Here is a 19,359-nt window from a genome sequence, read left to right on the forward strand (position 1 = left end):
GGGCGATCTGCGCCGGTTTCTCGCGCGTGATGTCGATGCCGTTGAACAGGATCGTGCCGGTCGTCGGCTCTAGGAACTTGGTGAGCAGGTTGAAGCACGTGGTCTTGCCGGCGCCGTTGGGGCCGATCAAGGCATGGATGGACCCGCGGTTCACCCGCAGGTTGACGTCGCTCACAGCGGTGAAGCCGCGGAACGACTTGGTCAGGCCGCGCGTTTCTAATATGGAATCTTCGTGGGGCATCGTTTGTTCGCCTCTGGCATGCATCGGGAATGCGGATCTGGCCGGCGGCCTTATCCGTGGACGGGCAGCGCCTCGACGGCGTAGGCATGGTGCAGCGAGCGAGCCAGCACCGGATCCTCCAGTTCGATCTCGAAGCGATCCGCCGGCCGGATGCCACCGATCGCGGCCAGCGTGCCGCACAGCATGGCGGTGCCATCGTCGAAACTGCCGCCCTGCTCCGCAAACCTGTCGAGCAAGTCCTGGGGCGAACGCATCGCCGTGACCGGCCCCTGCTGGTACAGGACCCGCTCGCCGCCGATGGTCGCGTAGGCACGCAGGACAAGCTGGTCCCAGTGCTTGCCGATGTCCGCCAGACGCCAGAGCACCTGCGCGCATGGCTTGTCGCACATCTGCTTGGACACCGTGATGCCGTAGGTCTCCACCTCCCGGTCCGTGTGGTCCGAGGCGATGCCGACGAAAATTTCACCCTGGTGCTTGATCAGCAGGAACTCCACTTCGCCGCTGCTGGCGCCTCCGCTGACCTGGATCGCGGGCTGCGATTGCAGCCGGTCCGCCGCAACCCGGTAGAACACCGGGGTGGCCGATGGCCGCCTTACGCCCAACGCCTCCAGCTCGCGGATGTGCTTCTCCATCGCGTCGGCATCTCTCCCCGTCCAGCCCGCGATGACAAGCTGCCTGATGTCCACAACGCGCTGCCACCTGCCAGTGCGTGTCTCAATATCGAATGTCAGCATGTTCATGTCTCCGTAGTTGCTAGTTGCTAACCGTCACTTCCTGATCAGCGCGCATTTGCTTGCCGAAATCGGCCGGAATGCTTCGCTGGCTGGAATGACCTGCTTGATCTTGTAGTAGTCCCATGGTTTCCTGGACTCCTGCGGCGTCTTGACCTCGGCGAGATACATGTCATGCACCATCAGCCCGTCGGCGCGGATCTTTCCATTGGCCGCAAAGAAGTCGTTGACGGGGCTGGACTTCATCTTCGACACCACCGCGTCGGTCTCGTCGGTGCCCGCGGCCTGGACGGCCTTCAGGTAGTGCATCGTCGACGAGTACACACCGGCTTGCACGAGCGTGGGCATCTTCCTGGTCTTGTCGAAGAACCGCTGCGACCAGGCACGCGTGGCATCGTCTCGGTCCCAATAGAAGGAAGTGGTCAGCATCATCCCTTGTGCCGCTTGCAGGCCGAGACTGTGGATGTCGCTGATAAACATGTGCAGTCCCGCCAGCTTCTGCTTTCCCGCGCCGCCAATGCCGAAGTCCCGGGCGGTCTTCAATGCGTTGACGGTATCGCTGCCGGCGTTGGCCAGGCCGATCACCTTGGCGCCCGATGCCTGGGCTTGCAGCAGATAGGACGAAAGGTCCGGGGAATTGATGGGATGCTTTGCCTTCCCGATCACCTTCCCCCCTACCGAGGTCAATGCATCGACCGCGTCTTTCTCAAGGGACGCTCCCAACGCGTAGTCGACCGTCAGGAAGTACCAGCTGTTGTCGCCGCCCTTTGACAGGGCTTTGACGGTGTTGGCTGCAAAGGCATAGGTGTCATAGGAATACTGGATGGTGTAGGGCGAGCAATCCTCGTTGGWCAGCCTGGTCGTGCCGGCGCCGCTGGCAATCACCAGCTTGTGCTTCTCCCTGCCGAGATTGGACACCGCGAGCGCCACCGAGGACGGCAATACGTCCTGGATGACGTCCACCTTCTGGTTGTCGAACCAGTCGCGCGCGATGGTCCCGGCCACATCGGTCTTGTTCTGATGGTCGGCGCTGACCACCTTGATGTCCGATCCCAGCACCTTCCCGCCGAAATCGTCCACCGCCATCTGGGCGGCCACCAGTGACCCTTTTCCACCAATATCGGAAAATATCGACGACATATCCGTCAAAACACCGATCTTCACCACGCCGTCGCTGATCTTGCCCGGCTGGGCCGCGGCGAGCGCCGAAGCGCCCAGCATCGTGCCGGCCAGGAACATCGGCTTGAACCGAAAATGAAACATGATCTCTCCTCCTCGTTGTCAGAAGCCGACACAAAGCCTTGCCGGCGGATAAGGCGTCTACTCCTCGTGGCTACGCAGGATGCACTCCATGCCCATGCCGATGGCGAGTAGTCGCCGGTCCGCCATCGGCTGGCCGAACAGCATCAGCCCGACCGGTGCCTCGCCCGTTTCATGGCACGGCATGGTCAGTGCGCACAGGTCGAGCACATTGGCGATGGCGGGATTGCGCAGCAATAGCCGGTTGGCACTAAAGAACGCGGCGTCATCGGCCAGGTCGGCAATCCGCGGTGCCGCGATCGGCACGGTCGGCAGCACCACTGCGTCGAACCATTGCAACTCCCCTTGTGCCTCCCGGCATAGCGCTTCGCGCCGGGCGCGCATCCGCAGGTAATCCGCCGCGCTCTGCTGCTCGCCCATCCGGATGCGCGACAGGACTCGCGGGTCGTACCGATCCGCCTGGGCGGCGACCCGCCCGGCATGCCACGCGCTCGCCTCCGCCGCCACCAGGCCCCCGTTGATGTTCAGTTCCGGCAACTGGTTCCAGCTATTGAAGGCAACCTCACGCAGCAAGGCGCCGGCGGCAGCCAGCCGGCCAAGAGCCCGCTCATAGGCACTGGCGACTTCGCCGGAAAGCCCGTCGAGCACCACGTTCCGTGCCACGGCCAGCCGAAGGCCACGTACCGGCCTTGCTGTCAACGGCACCTCCGGTTCCCCCGCCATGACCCCGTCGAGCGCGGCGCAGCAGGCAACCGTCTGCGCCAGGCAACCGATCGAGTCATAGCTGGGCGACAGCGGCACCGTGCCCTGCAGCGGCACCCGGCGCGCGGTGGGCTTGAACCCCGCGATGCCGCAGAGCGCCGCAGGAACCCGGCACGAGCCGCCCGTATCCGAGCCGATCGCGGCCACGGCCATGCCGTCCGTCACCGACACCGCCGCCCCGGACGAGGAACCGCCGGGAATGCGGCCAACCGCGCGCTCGAACGGATTGCGGGGCGTGCCGTAGTGCGGATTGGTGCCAACCCCGGAGTACGCGAACTCGGTCATATTGGTGCGGCCGACGAAGACCGCGCCGGCCGCGCGCAACCGTGCAATCGCGACCGCGTCAACCGTGGCAGCCTGCTCGGGCAGCACGCGGGCGCCGGCCCGCGTGACGTCGCCCTGCACATCGAACAGATCCTTGACCGAAATCGGCAAGCCAGAGAGCCGCCCGACAACGCCTTGTCTGCGCAATATGTCGCTGGCCGTGGCTTGCTTCGACGCGGCCATGCTCACGCCGTGCGGATACACGCGAGCCCCCTCCCCGCCGGGATTGCAGGCGCGCTCCACGCAATCCGCCAGCAGCGACGCCGCATCGGCGGTGCCCGCCGAGAGCTGGCCCATCACGGAATCTATGGTCGCCACCATGATCAGGCCGGGTCGAAGTAATGGATTTCCAGCAGCATGCAACCCGCGTTCGACTTGAAGGGACCGTGATAAGCACCCGGCGGACGGCATGCATAGGTGTTCGGATCGAAAGCCCGCCCGCCCTCGCCGCGCTCGTCGTTACCGACGGTCAGGTCGCCGCTGAGCAGATACACTTCCTCCCAGTAGCGATGGACGAACGGCGCGGTGGTGAAGACGCCGGGCTGGAATCGCAGCAGGCGCGTGCGGCTGCCGCGGCCGCCGCCTTCGTCAAGGGAGCCGGAGAGTATCTTTTGCTGGATGCCCGAAGGATAGCCGGGAGGCACCTCCCAGCCGCTCTCCATATCAATGGTGTGAAACTCATCGTGAAGCTTGTTGATCGCCATGGTTATCTCCGTGGGTGTCAGCGAATCTCAAAAAGCGGCTGCCTGCTCAGGCAGCGCGCGCCACCTGGCCCAGCTCCGCGCCCAGCGAATAGCTGCCCAAGATGTTGTCGACCAGGTCGGTGGCCTTCTTCCAGTCGTAGGATCGATAGGCGTGCCCCTTGGTGACGAAGCCCGCGCCTGCATAGAACATCTCGTATTGGTTATGGCGCGATGCAAACTCGGACCCGACGGCGTCCCAGGCAAGCTTGAAGAACTTGACGCGCTCTTCCGGACTGCAGGCCGGCGACTTCTGCGTCTTGTCGATAATCGAGGCCAGTGCCGGGTTCTCGAAGTCGCGGATGCTCGACGGCAGCATGATCATTCCGCCACCCGCCAGTTCGCGCAGGGCGTTGAGGACCTTGGCGTAGAGCTGCTGGGTGATGACCTGCGATCCGTACAGCAGGTTACGGTCGGGCACGAAGTAGCCCTTCTCCATATGACCCTTGGATTCCATGCCATAGACCCAGGCCTCCACCATGGCCGCCTCGGCGGCGAGCTGGCCCAGCATCTCCCGCACCTGCGGGAAGGCATTGGTGCCGTTGACCTCGGTAATGCGCTGCGCGATGCCCACCAGGAAGCGCAGCTTCACCATCAGCCGGACCTGGCACTGGTAGTTCTGGTAGCTATGCGCCGGCGTGGCATGAAACTGCTTTGCGCACATGCCGACATCGCCCGCGATAAAGACGCGCTCCCATGGCACCTTGACGTCGTCGAAGTAAAGGACCGCGTCGTTCTCGTCGTAGCGGCTCGACAGCGGGTTGTCGAAAACCGAAGTCGCGTTGCCCTCGTACGATTTGCGCGACATGACTTTCAAGCCCTTGATGTTCATGGGCACGGCGAACGAAAGCGCATACATCTCATCGCCCTCGCGCAAGGGCTGGATGCAGCTGCAAAATACCTCGTTGGCCATGATGCCGCTGGTTGCCAGCATCTTTGCGCCGCGCACCGTGATGCCTTCGGCATCCTGGTCGACGATGCCCACCGCCAGGTACTTGTCTTCCTGCTCGTGCGCCGCCTTGGACTGGTTTGCCTGAGGATTGACGATGACGTAGGTGAGGAAGAGATCGTTGTCCCGGGCGTACTTGTAGTACTCGCGCAGGGCGCCGGCCCGGGCCCGGTCGTATTGCTCGAAGACGTCGATCCCCATGTACATGCCGGAAATGCAGGATGCGACATGGTCGGGCGAGCGGCCCATGAAGCCGTAGTGCAGTTCCGTCCAGGCCTCTAAGGCCATCCGGCGCTCGACCAGATCGTCGTAGCTCTCGGGCAGTTGCCAGATCCGGCTTACGCGCTCGCCGGTGTCCGGCGACTCGAAGGTCATCTTCTCGATGTTCTCCGGGCTGGCCTGGAAGTCGTAGAGGTTCGCGTAGCTGCGGATCGAGTTCCGGAATGCGGGGTCGGTCGTTACATCCGCGACCCGCTTGCCATCCAGATAGACCTCGCGGCCGTCGCGCAGCATGTCGATATGCCGGCTACCTGTCTTGACCATGTCTTCTCTCCTAAATACGTATCTGTCGTTGAATCAAGCGGCGGCGGGCGTCTCGTCGAGAACGCGATACCTGCCTCCGAAAAAAACCAGTGGCCTGCCATCCGGCCGGGCCCGGTGGCGAACGACGCGTCCAATAAAGATCACGTGGTCGCCGCCGTCATGGCGCGCATACGGCTCGCATTCGAAGGTGGCGAGCGCGTCGGGCAGGAGCACCGCCTGGCCGCTCCCCTCCGGGGCAATACCGATGCCGTCCCACTTGCCGGAGTTCGCCCTGGCAAAGCGGTTTGAAAGGTCTTGCTGGCTCGCCTCGAGCACGTTGACGGCATAGCGTGGCGTCGCGCAAAGATCGTCCAGGCTCAGGCAACGCCGGTCCACCGAGAACAGGATCAGCGGGGGATCGAGCGAGACTGAGTTGAACGACGCCACCGTGATGCCCACCGGTGCGCCTTGGGCGCGGGGCGCGGTGATCACCGCCACGCCCGTGGCGAACATCGCGAGCGTGCTGCGAAAGCGACGCTGCTCGTCGGCATCGGCGTCGCGCTGTGCATGGGTTTCGGCCATCATCCCTCCTGTATGGAAACCGTGGCGCGGATCGCATTCCGATCCGCTGCTTCACTTGTCGTTTTTTGCTTCGTTTATTAGCTTTATAACTTAGGTAGTATTGAATGCCAATCCATGCCGCCATTCAAGCTGGTGAAAACCCTTGGTTGTGGGGTCAGGCTTCGCGCAACGACGGACCCAGCGCCGCAAAAATGGCCCGGAGCAGGCTTGCGATCAGGGGAATCGATGTCCAGGGATGGTGCAGGCAGGCTTCCACCTGCTCGCTGCGGCTTTCGCCGGACACGCACCACGAACAGAAATGCTCGCAGTTGTTGGTGAGCAGACGGTAGTTTTCCTCGCCAAGCCGAGAGCGGGCACGGCGCATGGCCTCCTCGCCACTGTATTTGGCGTGCACGTGCGCCCGCATGCTGACTTCGCGGCCGCCGGAGAAGCGGTCTAGCGTGGTCTCCTCCACCGGGCCGCGATGCCATGCCGCGCAAAATCCGGCGTAGTGCACCACCCGGTTGCCGCCAACATAGATGCCATGATGGAAGTAGCCGCGGCGCGCCGTGACCAGATGCGCACCAAGCGGGAGCTCGCGCCCCGCCGCATCGCTGCCTGCGGGGGAGCCGAGGAGAACCTGCGTCTCGTCATCGTGGTTCATGGGCACCCCTTAACCGGGTTGGCGCAGTCCGGTCCCGCGGCGCCATTTAGCTTTATAACTTAGCTATTAATAAACGCTACTATTCATCGGTATGCAAATTGGTAAAAACCCTTGATGCAGTACTCATCGTTGGCACGCATGAAATCCGTCACGAACGCTGAAACCCTTTGCCGGCATGACTTTCCGGGCAATTGTCCGCGCGGCTTTCAACCGGATCCGGTTGATTCGGCGTTGCGGACAAGCCGACGAGCAACCCTACCGGCGGCATGGTGCCAACGTGTTTTTTCCCCGGCCGGCGGTAGACTCCCGGCAAGCTCTCGCCGCCGGCCCGCGCATCACGCGGACCAAAGGCGCATCAACCGCATCAGGAGAACCAAGGAATGCAGGACGCAGCCACCGCACGCCCGATCTACATGGACTACAGCGCCACGACGCCGGTCGACCCCAGGGTCGTCGACAAGATGGTGCCGTACCTGTACCAGCACTTTGGCAACCCGGCCTCGCGCAGCCACAGCTATGGCTGGGAAGCCGAGCAAGCCGTGGAGACCGCGCGCGCGCACGTAGCCGCACTGCTGAACGCGGATCCTCGCGAGATCGTCTGGACCTCGGGCGCGACAGAGGGGAACAACCTGGCGCTGAAAGGCGCGGCCCACTTCTACGGCGGCAAGGGAAAACACATCGTCACGGTCAAGACCGAGCACAAGGCCGTGCTTGACACCTGCCGGGAACTGGAGCGGCAGGGCTTTGATGTCACGTATCTCGACGTCGAGGAAGATGGCCTGCTTGACCTTGGCAAGCTGCGCGCCGCGCTTCGCCCGGACACCATCCTGGTGTCGGTCATGATGGTCAACAACGAGATTGGCGTGATCCATCCGGTTGCGGCCATCGGGAACCTGTGCCGGGAACACGGCATCCTGTTCCATTGCGACGCGGTGCAGGCGGCCGGAAAGATCCCGATCGATCTCCAGGCGCTGAAAATCGACCTGCTGACCGTGACCGCGCATAAGGTGTACGGTCCAAAAGGCATTGGCGCGCTCTACGTCCGGCGCAAGCCGCGGGTTCGCATCGAGGCGCGAATGCACGGCGGCGGGCACGAACGGGGCATGCGTTCCGGCACGCTGGCGACGCACCAGATCGTGGGCATGGGCGAGGCATTCCGTCTCGCCAGGCTCGAACTAGCCGAGGAATCGCGCCGCGTTGGCGCATTGCGGGACAAGCTGCTGGCCGGGCTCGAACAACTCGACGAGGTCTACGTCAACGGCAGCACGTCGCACCGGATCCCGCACAACCTCAACGTCAGCTTCAATTTTGTCGAGGGTGAGTCACTGATCATGGGGATCAAGGGCGTTGCCGTTTCATCCGGATCCGCGTGCACATCGGCATCGCTGGAGCCCTCTTTTGTCCTCCGCGCGCTGGGGCGCAGCGATGAACTGGCGCACAGCTCGATTCGCTTTACGCTTGGGAGGTACTCCACGGAGGCGGAAGTGGATCAGGTGATACGGCAGGTACGGGACACGGTAAGCAAGCTGCGCGAGCTCAGCCCGCTATGGGATATGCATCAGGAAGGCATTGACATCAGCACGATCCAGTGGGCGGCGCACTGAAGCCACTGCGTGGACAGCCGCGTGAGCGAACATCACGCTTTTTGCTGCCGCGCAAGAAGGTGCGCCAGGTCGAGCGAGGCGCGATCGCCATTCGCCACAAGGCGATCCACCACCGAGCACAGGACCTTGAACTCGGTGCGGTTGACGCCTTCGAAGAGGACGTCATTGATACGTTGCTGCACCGGCGTCAGCTCGCTCAGCAAGCGGGTGCCCGCCGCTGCCACCGTAAGCAGCATCTTGCGCTTGTCCTCGGGGTGGGCCTTCTTGTCGATCAGGCCGAGCTTCTTGAGTTTCCCGGTTTCGATGGTAACGAACGGACCGCTCAAATGCAGATGCTCGGCCAACTGGTTCACCGTCACTTCGCCTTGCGCGGAGAGATGCGCGATTGAACGGATCAGCGAATACTGGACGCCGGTCAGGCCGATCAGGCTGCCGAAACCATCGCGCACGGACAGCAGGCGGGCGGCGAACGGCAGCAGGCCGTTGACCAGGTGCCGGAACTCGCTATCCGAGCCATCGACCAGGCATGCGGGATTGGTAATCGTCAGCGCCTTGACCTTGGTGTTCGTTGCCATACCTCACGCACTCCTTTAGCTAACTAAATTATCTTTTCCAAAAATAATACCAAAAAATTGGCAATGCACGTGCTACCCCTCTGTTGAGGAGGCGGGTCGGCGGGGATTCGCAGAACATCCGCCACATCCCTGACGACCCGTTGATTTGTCGAGGGAATCCAGCCTTTCCGGCACACGGATGCCCGAATAGCGCCTGGAGCAGCATATCCCCGTAAATGCCGGTCGAAGGGGCGAAGCGGTTTTGGCAGGGAGTAGACCTTGGCGGCCGCTCGCCGGGCCGATCTCCGCGACATCCGCCCACGCCTTTGCGTCGAAGCAGAACTTCGCGATGGCGCACCGACTACGACTCTCCGCAAGCCATATCCCGCGCAGTGCTCCAACGTAAAAATGTGCACGAATTCGTCGGATTTGGCGCGCGCATGGTGAAAACAGCGCGCATGCATGGCTTTCGCGCACTACCCTACTTGTAAGATGGCAGCCAGGGTCTCTACAGAAATCAGGTCGCCCCAACATGTGAAACGGAGGTGGTGTGTCGAACCGTCACACGAAGCGGATAGGTCGGGCGAGCGGCCATGGAAGCAGGCTGGCGCACCATCTTCTCGCCGCGCTGCTGGCCACCTTCGCCGGTTTCATCGCCCMGGCCCGGGCACAAACACCATCACCTGCCGCCGAATGGCAATACTCGGCCGGTGTGCCACTGATAAAGCTGTTCGAGCGGAGTATTCCCGAATGGGAAGTCCGGCTGGGTCTCGGCACCAGCCTGCGGCCGAGGTATGACGGCGCCCAGCAATATCATTGGCTGGTCGGCCCAAGCATCGATATCCGTTACGGCGACCTGTTCTTTGCCTCTACTGGCGAAGGCATTGGCATCAATTTGCTGCGCGCGACGCACTGGCGTGGCGGCGCCGCCATTACCTATAACCTGGGGCGACGGGCAGCCGACGATCCCGGGCATCTGAACGGCATGGGCAATATCAACGTTGCCCCGGAAGCCAAACTGTTTCTGGAATATGCCGTATCGAAAGAATTTCCGCTGGTGGTCCGCGCCGATCTCCGGCGCAGCATGGGTGGTACCGACGGATGGATAGGCGATCTGGGTGTCTATTTGCCGCTGCCGGGCAGTTCGGAGAGGTTCTACTGGTTCGCTGGTCCCACGATAACTTTTGCTGACGCCCGCTATATGAATGCGTGGTTCGGTGTCAGCCAACTCCAGGCGGCGCGTTCTGGCTACCCCCAATACAATCCCGGCCCGGGACTTGTGTCGTACGGTGCCGCCATCACTACGGTCTGGTACTTCCGCAAGCACTGGTTGCTGACCGCCGACACCGCAATAGGGCAACTGGCTAGCAGCGCGGCGCACAGCCCGATCACGCAGCGGGCAACCAACTTTGTCCTCGATCTATCCATCAATTACGAATTCTGAATGCCCCATCGACTCTGGCATCCCGCGATGCGGGCTCTCCAAGGGAGTCAGTAGACAATAGGCTCTGCCCCGCAAACATGGAAGAAAAGCCACTGCGCGTTGGCAATATCCGCTCCGATGTCGTAGCGCGCCTAAATTCCGGGCAATTCTCCATCCCGCTCCTTAAGCCGGAGCGGCCAGGCTCAGTTCAAATCGTCGTCCTTGTAGTACTTGGTCCCTTTAGCGGTGAGTTCGATCGCCAAGCCTTTATCGGTAAGCTGGTAGAGCCAGACGCCAGGCCCCACGGCTATCGCCCCCTGGTACGCGCTGCCCTTGTCGCCGGCTTTCGCCGCGGCGGTTGCTTGCCCACCGAACGTCCACCCGGACGTGATGAAATCGTTCAGCGCGGTCTCGTTCTCGAATACCCAGACCAGCTGGAATTTCTTCACGCCCATGCCGAGGCCGGCCTGGACCTCCGCCATCTTCATATAGGTCATGGCCTTGGTCTTGTTATTGACCGCGACGCCCTCGCCCGACCCTCCGCCAGCGAGGAGGATCTTCATGCCGAAGTTGCTGAACGCCGCATAGCCTGCCTCAGACTCCACAGCCTTGCGCGCCGACGGTTGCACCCTGTAGAGGGCAGCCAAAGAATCCTGTGCCGCTTTGCGTACTTTCCCCTGCTTTTCCTCCTTGCTAGCGCCAAGCGCGATAGCCGGCATGACCGATAAGCAAGCCAGCGCCAGAATTACCATGCGACGATTCATACCCCCCCGATAAGCGTTGCTGCGTTTGCGCGGGAGTAACAGCGGCTCCCAGGCCTACGGGCACTGGCTGATGGCGCTAGCCGCATTGCTGTCGGTGCCGCGGAAACCCACCGATGAACCGGACCCACTCGCGCCTTGGCGTACGATGGCGGCCGAGCCGCTTGGTGGTTGCTGGCCTGGAACGTAGACATCGAATGCCTGGTCGTTAGCGAGCATGTACTGCATGTAGACCACCTGGCCAGAGCTGTTCGCCCATTTAGACCCGATGCATTGAGCGGCCGCTTTGGGGGCAAGCTGACTTTGGCCGACGGGACGAACGTCTGACGGTGGTGGCGGTGGGGTGGCGCACCCGGAGACCGCAATGGCCAACGCGATTAAGGGATATTTCATGTTAGCGACTCCATATCAAATCGCACAAAGCACGGACGTCGGTACGAGAGTCATCCGGTGCAAGGGGTTTCCATGCCGCGCAGCATGCCGACGAAACCCTGGCTCGAATGGCAGTTCCGCTGCCCCCAAGTTAGCGCGTCCGCATCACAGGTTTGCACTACTCCTATTCCTAGACTGCAAGTACATAGTGTCACACCGACACTATGATTCAATTGGACCTTGGTCCTACACAGCGCGTACGGGAACGGTCCTTCCGATCACTCCGGCTCGTCAAGCCCCTTTGCACATGTATACCTAACGCAGCACGGCGGACCGCGCGAGGATAAATAAGCGTAGCGCCTGGCCAGAGGTTAAAGGCGAACTTATCGAGTCGGCGGCGGGCGTCTACGGCCTTTTGATTTACATGCTTCCCACCCATGAACGCTCCGTAGGTTGAAGATGTAGCGGATGTCGATCTGGTCCTTGATGACGTCTTCGCCTATGATCAATTTACGGAAAAATATGAAAAATCTCTGGAAATTTTCCTGAAACCATCCTTTTTGGCTCCCTTCTTTTCACTGTCGACCATAATCCTGTTATAGGATATTCACATCATGAAAAGATATTATCCTCTACTTTTCTTCTGCGCTGCGATATCATTTACCTCGACAGGATGCGTGAATCGCCCATCTTTTTCCGGAGAAAATAGTGTTAGCACAGCAGGAAGAATAGTAGATTATGCCGGAAACAAATATATAGATTCTTGTGGCGGGATGGCACCAAATGTCTCGGCCACAACCCAGACCATTATCATTTGGGCTAGGCCAAGGAATCCCCCAGGCAGTGTTAGTTACGTGACCCAACCGAGTCAGGGTTTGAACGTGCCTCAACAATCTGTCGTGTGCAAGGTTAACTACAAGATTCTTGAGAACAATAGCGCCGCTCAAGCGGGCTTCTGGGTCCAGGATGGGAAAACGAGATATAGCGCAGTTGCCTGCGGCGGATTATGGGAGGTACTCACCGGGATTAAAGTCATGATTTGCCCTTACATAACAAGTAGGGATGCGGCAAATCAGCCAAACTCCGGTTGCACTCCGCTCGACAATCTGTATATTGGCTCCGATGCACCCCATGAGCTTATTTGCAATTAGATATTTCGATAATTATGAATAATGTACGATTCGACTTTGCGCGTTCTTCGGGCCGCCTGCCTCACGTCGATTTTCGAAAAACAGTATTTCAGCAGCCTGCCAACCTTACTGTTTGATCGGCCTGTCGCCTCGCGATGTCACCGGGCGGATCGGAAGCGCCGATGAAGCGCGAGCCGCGTTCGTCCCCGCCGTGCGGCCATTGACGAATTGACACGGCGTGAACACGCACGAACTCGGGTCGCTTTGACGGCTGCCGGCATGACGTCCCACGAGAGTGGGGTACGGCATCGCTCGCCAATGCCGTTTACACCCAAGCTAATATGTCGAAATCGCGCGTGCTCCTCGATGTTTCTGGAAACCGCGAAAGGGATCGAGCAAGGAACGTCGCTCGTCAAGACCTCCCTCAGACTAATACATGACGTGTTTCAACGAAGAAGCGTTGAATCCGGCGATCTATATCAGGATCGACCATCAACTCCGGCCGGTTTCCATTCGGGCAGGCCAGCCGGGGCGTCGTGCCAAACAGACGGCAGATCAACGGGCGCTCGGCATAAACCTGGCAACCCTTGCTGCCAAGATGGGGGCAACTTAGGTTTTCAAGCGCAGCTTCGTGCTCGGCATCGCTTTTTACGGGAAGCCTCGACATCTCCTCCGTCGACGCCATCACTGGCCCACAACAGTCATGGCAGCCAGGTGTGCATTCGAATGAGGGAATCCGTGATCGAAAAAATCTGATTTTTTGACTGGTCATTTCAGTCACTCGAGTCATTTGAGCGTCCCCCATTTGAGCGTCCCGCTTCATTGGCCTGCCCACCTGCCTGCGATTGACCTGGTGGCCGGCGGCGCACGCATCAAATGCGCAGCCGCGCCAGCCAGGCCACTGCCACCGCAGCCGCGGAAAGCCAGAGCGCAACAATCACGGCGACCGCAATGCGGCTGCCGGGACGCTCCGCAGCGAGCGCGGCGGCGGCCCGATGCTCTTCCATCACTTCAAGCGGGATCATCCGGACCACCAGCAACACGCCGAGGGGCACCAGCACCACATCGTCCAGATAGCCAAGAATCGGGATGAAGTCCGGAATCAGGTCGATCGGAGACAACGCATAGGCGGCGACCAGCATGGCCAGCGCTTTCGCATACCAGGGCGTGCGGGGATCGCGCGCAGCGAGCCACACCGCGTGGACGTCGCGCTTCACCTCCCGTGCCCATGCGCGCGCGCGGGCGGCCAGCCGCGGAAGGAAGTCCGAGCGCAACATGTGGCTTCGCACGTCATCCATGACAGGTACGGCACCAAGTGCGAGCAGCAATGTGGCCAATGGCAGGGTGACACTGAACCCAACATGCCTGAACCCTACCGCCCCGACTACACCGCCGGCAAAGAACAGCGCGACCAGCGTAACGAGCACCCGCAGCTTTCTCCGGTCGGCCAGCACCGTTGGCTTGGCGGAATTGGCCCTGGCCAGGTTCCAGTAGAACAGCTTACCCAGTTCAATGCCGATGTCGGTGACCATACCCGTTATGTGCGTGGTGCGGATCTCGGCCTTCGAGAGCTTTGTGATCATGGCATTCTGCAACCCCATGATGAAGCAAAGCACCATGACCGTCGCCGGCACGAACAGCCATTCGTGACGCTCGAGATTGCTGCCCAGCAGACCGAAACACACCAGCAACACGGATTCAAGCATCAACGGCAGCGCGAATTCGCTGTGCAGGCGCTCGCGCCGCCCCCAGTTGATCAAAATCGCAGAGCAGGCCGCACCCGCCAGAAACGATAACAAGGCACCCAGGCCGTCCAGGATGAGCCCGATGCTGCCGAGCGCCAGATTGTCGGCCATGGCGGACACTATGCCCGACATATGGGAGGTGTATTGCTGCACCGCCAGGAATCCGCCTGCGTTGGTGGCGCCTGCCACAAACGCAAGATAGCGTGCCAGTTGCCGGTCGGCCTCCGGACTGCGTTCCCTCCCGGTCAATCTGCGCAAGTATGGAATCGGCATGGTCACATCGGTGAGCGTTACCTTCAGTTCAGACCGCGTCTATTCGGCATCGGCCGGCGAACGCGTCAGCCCGCGAGCTTTTGCCAGAAGTTGTGATCCGCCGCCAGCCGTTTGCCCTGTTTCAAGCGACGCGCGGCCGAGCGCAGATTCAGCGGATGCGTGGTTTCCAGAGCGCGCGCACGCATCAGCAATTCGTCCAGCGAGGGAAGTGCCTGCGCGCCCTTCCAGGCGAACAGCGCGTAGTTGCAACTGTCCTCAGAGGGAGAAATGGAAAAGGAGTCGCCGAACACCGAACGAATTTCTTCCATATAGAACGGAATATCGGCATCGCTGTCGATGAAGTTGGCGACCAATACTCCATCGTCGGCGAGCCTAGCGTGGCACGCCGCGTAGAAGTCCGCGCTGCCCAATTGTGTTGGCATGCCATGGGCGAGAAAGCCATCCACCAGGATGACCTCCGGCCGCGCGCCCTGACTCTTGACATATTCGGCGCCATCCGCGCAAACCACCTCGAGCCGTTCGTCGTCGGGCGGAATGTGAAACGTATCGCGCAGGGCAATCACCGCCGGATCGATTTCGATGGCGACAACCTTGGCATCCGGCAGATGCCGATAGCAGTACTTGAGCAATGATCCCCCGCCGAGGCCGATCATCGAAATCCTGGCGGGCGCCGGCTGCAACAGTAAAAACGCCATCATCGTCCGTGTGTAGCCAAGAACAAGCTTGTCGGGATCACGCCGCGACATGACGCTTTGCGTTGCCAGCGCGTCGAAATGCAGTGAAAGCGCAAGCGAGGTTTCCAACACCGTCGGCGTGCCGTCGTTGGGCGCTTCGGACAGAAACTTCAAGTAGGCTTCAAAGGACGTGCGCGTGGGGTCCATCTGGGGGGCTCGATCGGGCGTGGTATTCAATTCGTCACTCAGTCAGCAGGGCGGCAATGACTTTCACGGCAGCAACTTCATCCGGTCCGGTGGCCCGAATATGCACCTCGGTCCCCGCCCGTGCCGAGAGCCGCATCACCTCCATCACATTCTTGGCATTCGCTGTGCAGTCATTACTGACAAGCAGGATCTCGGATTCGAACTGAGCGGCGGTAAAGGTTAACCGCGCTGAGCCCCTGCCTTGCAAGCCCATGCGGTTCGTCATTTCAATTGTCGCGTTTACCACATCGCCCTCGGATAAGAAGCGGCCCCTAAGCAACTTGCAAACATCACGTCCTCTGGCTTGCCGCCATAGGCCGGACAAGACCGGCTGGCATGCCGGAACATCGTCAAGTTGTATATAATGATAACGCTATTATCATACAACACTATTCGAGAGCGCATGGAATCCAAGACCGCCCGTTTCACCGTGTTGATCGACCCCGTGAAGAAGAAGGCCTTTGAATCGCTGTGCGCGGCGCAGGATCAGACGCCGTCACAGGTGGTGCGCCAGTTGATCCGCGACTATCTTGAGCAGCATGGCGTGGCTTACGCCACGCGGCCCCAAGTCGGTACCACGCTTCCGGCCAGGAAGGACCGCGAGTGACCAATGTCCGCGTCGCGGACTACCAGCATCAATCCRCAGTTCCACTTCGAGGTCGCATCCGGCAAAGGTCCGCGCAAGGGCACCGAGATGCCTGCCCTCCCTGCGAGGTGCCGACCGGAAGGCAACGCTTCCTGCCGTCACGGAATGCCGCGGCCGCCGTCAGGCCCTTGCAACAATCGGGAGAGATCCATGCACAAGCCGGCGGTTAGTTATCGCGTCACTCCGCGCGCAAAGGCGCTCGTCGACGGCAGTTTCCAGCCGAAGGTGCTGGTGGCCATCTACCGGGGTGATGCCCTGCTTAGAGATGTCACGCTCTACGCGCGCGGTGGCTCTTGTCCGTTACGCGCCACCGCGGCAAGGCTTGCCGAAGCGCTGGCCTTGCGGATTCAGGCGGTACTTCAAGCGGTGCTTGAGGACATACAAGAGACGGATGACGTCGCCACGGCCGCCATTCAGACACTATTGCGCCGTATTGGACTCAGGACGAGCCTGCGATCCGTCACCATGGGCGATGCCGGCGCCAGCTAGCCGGGTTCGGGAAGAGGCATTGGTGGCGCAAGGACGCAGCACCGCATGTCCACGCCCCCTGTCAAGCATCCCAATCCTCCACCTGCTCCACAAGCTGCTCCATGGTTGCTTCGCCAGCCCGTTCGCGCAAATGCCTCACGCGCTTTGATGCCTGCGTGGCTTATGTTAATCACATTAACATAGTGATTACACGTATGGCGCATTGAATTATGGTTCCTGGCATATGAAATCTTCATCCCGTATGCTAGGTTGTAACAAGCAAATGGCGACCGCCGCTGCCGATTCACCGGCAGTGCTCGGTGGCAGTGCCGAGCACCGCCTGGCAGCAGACATTCATGCATGATGTGATGCATCTGACCATCGTACTAGCACGTTGAGGCTCCATGGAGATCAAGACTGCTCGGCTGACGCTGCTCATCGATCCAAACAAGAAGGCCGCTTTCGAGCGCCTTTGCGCGCAACAGGATCTGACGGCATCGCAGGTGGTGCGCCAGCTCATCCGCGAGTACCTCGCTCAACATGGGGTCCAGTACGTGCCCAGCGGATTGAACTCGGACAATGTCGAGCCTGCCGGCGATGAGACAGTGCCACAAGCGCAGGCGCAGTCTGAAGCCCCGCCCGCCAAACGGCGCACCGCACGCCGCAAGGGCTAGGCCATGAGCAGCCTGCCCCCGGCCGCACAATGGCTCCATATCGACTGGGTGCTTATTGTCGTGGGGGCCTGGTTGCTGGTCGGGGCCGCGGGCGTTCTCGCGCTGCAGCGGCTGACCCTGGTGTCTCGCGTTCTCTTCCCTCTCGGTGGATTGCTTGGACTGGCGCTTTCCGGCTTCGCGCTCGCCTCGGTACACGGCACGCCGGAGGTCGCAGTACTGGCCATCGGGCTGCCGTCGCTGCCCTTCCACGTCCGGCTCGACAGCCTCTCCGCTTACTTCTTGATGGTCATCGGCGGCGCGACCGCGGGCATCTCCATGTTCGCGGCCGGGTATTTCCGCAAGGGCGAGGGCACGCCGCCAGGCTTGCTTTGCCTGGAATATCACCTGTTCCTGGCCAGCATGGCCGGTGTCATTCTGGCTGACGATGCCTATTCGTTCATGGTGATGTGGGAGACCATGGCGCTGTCGTCATTCTTCCTGGTGACCGCGAATCACCGCATTCCGGAGGTGCGCAGCGCCGGCTACATCTACATCACGATGGCGCGGATCGGCGCGATCGCAATTCTGCTCTGCTTCGGTGTGCTGCAGGCCAACACCGGTGACTACACCTTCGCCAACATGCGCGGCCAGGCTCTGACGCCCTTCTGGGCATCGATTGCCTTCCTGCTTGCCGTGTTCGGCTTCGGCGCCAAGGCCGGCATACTGCCCTTGCATGTCTGGCTGCCGGAGGCACATCCGGCAGCGCCCTCGCCGGTCTCCGCGATGATGAGCGGCGTCATGCTCAATACAGCCATCTACGGGCTGTTGCGCGTGTCCTTCAATCTGCTGTCCATGCGCCTGTGGTGGTGGGGTGCGCTGCTTCTGGCCATCGGCCTGGCCACCGCCCTGTTCGGCGTGGTCTTCGCCGCGGTGCAGACCGACATGAAGCGCTTGCTGGCCTACTCGTCGATCGAGAACATGGGCCTGCTGTTTGTCGCCATGGGCCTGACCCTGATCTTTTCGGCTTATGACATGAGGCCGATGGCGGCACTAGCCCTGACCGCGACGCTCTATCACGTCGCAAGCCATGCCTTCTTCAAGAGCCTGCTTTTTCTCGGCACGGGCAGCGTGCTGCATGCGACCGCCGAGCGAAGCCTGGGCAAACTGGGCGGATTGATACGGTACATGCCCCGGGTGGGCTGGCTCACATTGCTGGGGGTGCTGGCCAGCGCAGGCCTGCCTCCGCTCGGCGGTTTCGTGTCGGAGTGGCTGCTGCTGCAGAGCTTCCTGTTCACGCCCGGCTTGCCGATGCCACTGCTGACCATGCTGATTCCGGTGGTCGCCGCGCTGATCGCGCTGGTGGCGGCGCTGGCCGGTTATACGATGGTCAAGTTCTTCGGCGTGATCTTTCTCGGCCAGCCGCGCGAGCACAAGCTCACCCACCCGCATGACGCCGGCCCCTGGGAATGCGCGGGCATGGCGTGGCTGGCCCTTGGCTGCGTGGCGCTTGGCCTGTTGCCRACGCAGTTCATTCAGCTGATCGACCCGGTGACGCGACAACTGGTCACCGCCGGCCTGGGTGCCCAGGTAGCGGCAAGCGGATGGCTGCTGGCGCCGACCAACCGGGACCAGGCCAGCTATGGGCCGGTCATCTTCCTGCTCGGCATCCTGGCCAGCTTTGCCCTGGCCTACGTGCTCGTGCGCTGGCTGTACCACGGCCGGTTGCGCCGCGGCCCGCCGTGGGCCTGCGGGTTTCCCTGGGGCACCGCGCGCATGCAGGACACCGCCGAGGGATTCGGCCAGCCTATCCGGCAGATCTTCGAACCCTTTTTCCTGATGGAGCGCGAGCTGCCGACGCCCTTCGACGAACGGCCGCGCTACCGCGTGACCATTGAGGACCGCTTCTGGCGCTGGCTATACCTGCCCGCTGTCGATCTGGCCTCGTATCTGGCGCGGCTGGCCGGCTTGATGCAGCAGGGGCGCATCTCCGTGTATCTGCTGTATAGCTTCCTGACTCTGATTGCCACGCTACTGGCGGTGATGCGATGAGGTCTCC

20 protein-coding genes and 1 pseudogene are annotated in these 19,359 nt (G+C 61.4%); 6 read left to right on the forward strand and 15 right to left on the reverse strand.

What is annotated here, in order from left to right:
- The 8 genes from AC1DT6_RS20110 to AC1DT6_RS20145 all read right to left on the reverse strand — a co-directional run.
- Positions 1-241, reverse strand: a 241-nt coding sequence (locus AC1DT6_RS20110; protein ID WP_441628975.1) for an ATP-binding cassette domain-containing protein, incomplete at its 3' end; no start/stop codon positions are given.
- Between the two features lie 50 nt (positions 242-291).
- Complete coding sequence (locus AC1DT6_RS20115; protein WP_441628977.1) at positions 292-981, reverse strand: DUF2848 domain-containing protein; 690 nt, start codon at positions 979-981, stop codon at positions 292-294.
- Positions 982-1,008: 27 nt separating this feature from the next.
- Positions 1,009-2,211, reverse strand: coding sequence for an ABC transporter substrate-binding protein (locus tag AC1DT6_RS20120; RefSeq protein WP_477114836.1), 1,203 nt, complete (start codon positions 2,209-2,211; stop codon positions 1,009-1,011).
- A gap of 81 nt (positions 2,212-2,292) precedes the next feature.
- Positions 2,293-3,639: an amidase gene (locus AC1DT6_RS20125; RefSeq protein ID WP_441628979.1), complete on the reverse strand. Its 1,347-nt coding sequence runs from the start codon at positions 3,637-3,639 to the stop codon at positions 2,293-2,295.
- 2 nt (positions 3,640-3,641) lie between these two features.
- Positions 3,642-4,022 (reverse strand): cupin domain-containing protein, encoded by a 381-nt coding sequence (locus tag AC1DT6_RS20130; RefSeq protein ID WP_441628981.1) that lies wholly within the window; start codon positions 4,020-4,022, stop codon positions 3,642-3,644.
- 46 nt (positions 4,023-4,068) lie between these two features.
- Positions 4,069-5,550 carry a 4-hydroxyphenylacetate 3-hydroxylase family protein gene (locus AC1DT6_RS20135; protein WP_441628983.1) on the reverse strand — a complete coding sequence of 494 codons (1,482 nt, stop codon included), beginning with the start codon at positions 5,548-5,550 and terminating at the stop codon, positions 4,069-4,071.
- Positions 5,551-5,583: 33 nt separating this feature from the next.
- Entirely contained in the window at positions 5,584-6,111 is a 528-nt protein-coding gene (locus tag AC1DT6_RS20140; protein ID WP_045241263.1) for a flavin reductase family protein, read from the reverse strand.
- A gap of 154 nt (positions 6,112-6,265) precedes the next feature.
- Complete coding sequence (locus AC1DT6_RS20145) at positions 6,266-6,754, reverse strand: lecithin retinol acyltransferase family protein (RefSeq protein ID WP_441628985.1); 489 nt, start codon at positions 6,752-6,754, stop codon at positions 6,266-6,268.
- 380 nt (positions 6,755-7,134) lie between these two features.
- Between AC1DT6_RS20145 and AC1DT6_RS20150 the strand changes: the two genes are divergently transcribed.
- Positions 7,135-8,358, forward strand: a complete 1,224-nt coding sequence (locus tag AC1DT6_RS20150) for an IscS subfamily cysteine desulfurase (RefSeq protein ID WP_441628987.1) — start codon at positions 7,135-7,137, stop codon at positions 8,356-8,358.
- A gap of 32 nt (positions 8,359-8,390) precedes the next feature.
- Here the strand turns inward: AC1DT6_RS20150 and AC1DT6_RS20155 are convergent, their stop codons facing one another.
- Complete coding sequence (locus tag AC1DT6_RS20155) at positions 8,391-8,933, reverse strand: MarR family winged helix-turn-helix transcriptional regulator (RefSeq protein ID WP_035864451.1); 543 nt, start codon at positions 8,931-8,933, stop codon at positions 8,391-8,393.
- Between the two features lie 529 nt (positions 8,934-9,462).
- Between AC1DT6_RS20155 and AC1DT6_RS20160 the strand changes: the two genes are divergently transcribed.
- Positions 9,463-10,356, forward strand: coding sequence for a MipA/OmpV family protein (locus AC1DT6_RS20160; RefSeq protein ID WP_477114826.1), 894 nt, complete (start codon positions 9,463-9,465; stop codon positions 10,354-10,356).
- A gap of 182 nt (positions 10,357-10,538) precedes the next feature.
- Here AC1DT6_RS20160 and AC1DT6_RS20165 read toward each other — a convergent pair whose 3' ends face one another.
- The 6 genes from AC1DT6_RS20165 to AC1DT6_RS20190 all read right to left on the reverse strand — a co-directional run bounded on the left by AC1DT6_RS20165 (position 10,539) and on the right by AC1DT6_RS20190 (position 15,783).
- Positions 10,539-11,087 (reverse strand): lipid-binding SYLF domain-containing protein, encoded by a 549-nt coding sequence (locus tag AC1DT6_RS20165; protein ID WP_441628991.1) that lies wholly within the window; start codon positions 11,085-11,087, stop codon positions 10,539-10,541.
- A gap of 66 nt (positions 11,088-11,153) precedes the next feature.
- Positions 11,154-11,489, reverse strand: coding sequence for a hypothetical protein (locus tag AC1DT6_RS20170; protein WP_441628993.1), 336 nt, complete (start codon positions 11,487-11,489; stop codon positions 11,154-11,156).
- A gap of 1,533 nt (positions 11,490-13,022) precedes the next feature.
- Positions 13,023-13,370, reverse strand: a complete 348-nt coding sequence (locus tag AC1DT6_RS20175; protein WP_477112005.1) for a YkgJ family cysteine cluster protein — start codon at positions 13,368-13,370, stop codon at positions 13,023-13,025.
- Between the two features lie 100 nt (positions 13,371-13,470).
- A complete protein-coding gene (locus tag AC1DT6_RS20180; protein ID WP_441628997.1) occupies positions 13,471-14,616 on the reverse strand; it encodes a DUF1275 domain-containing transporter in 1,146 nt (381 codons plus the stop codon).
- 65 nt (positions 14,617-14,681) lie between these two features.
- Entirely contained in the window at positions 14,682-15,497 is an 816-nt protein-coding gene (locus tag AC1DT6_RS20185) for a fused MFS/spermidine synthase (RefSeq protein WP_477103020.1), read from the reverse strand.
- A gap of 34 nt (positions 15,498-15,531) precedes the next feature.
- Positions 15,532-15,783 (reverse strand): HPr family phosphocarrier protein, encoded by a 252-nt coding sequence (locus AC1DT6_RS20190; RefSeq protein ID WP_441629001.1) that lies wholly within the window; start codon positions 15,781-15,783, stop codon positions 15,532-15,534.
- A 156-nt stretch (positions 15,784-15,939) separates the two neighbouring features.
- On the opposite strand from AC1DT6_RS20190, the gene AC1DT6_RS20195 reads away from it, so the two are divergent.
- From AC1DT6_RS20195 to hyfB, 4 genes and pseudogenes are all read left to right on the forward strand, one after another.
- On the forward strand, positions 15,940-16,143 hold the full coding sequence (locus AC1DT6_RS20195) for a CopG family transcriptional regulator (RefSeq protein WP_035864406.1): 204 nt from the start codon (positions 15,940-15,942) through the stop codon (positions 16,141-16,143).
- Between the two features lie 189 nt (positions 16,144-16,332).
- Entirely contained in the window at positions 16,333-16,671 is a 339-nt protein-coding gene (locus AC1DT6_RS20200; RefSeq protein ID WP_441629003.1) for a hypothetical protein, read from the forward strand.
- A 383-nt stretch (positions 16,672-17,054) separates the two neighbouring features.
- Positions 17,055-17,204 (forward strand): annotated as a pseudogene (locus AC1DT6_RS20205) (ribbon-helix-helix protein, CopG family); the annotation flags it as partial.
- A 123-nt stretch (positions 17,205-17,327) separates the two neighbouring features.
- A complete protein-coding gene (gene hyfB / locus AC1DT6_RS20210; RefSeq protein WP_441629005.1) occupies positions 17,328-19,352 on the forward strand; it encodes a hydrogenase 4 subunit B in 2,025 nt (674 codons plus the stop codon).
- Positions 19,353-19,359 lie beyond the last annotated feature (7 nt).

It is taken from the genome of Cupriavidus sp. 01L45, assembly GCF_056399885.1.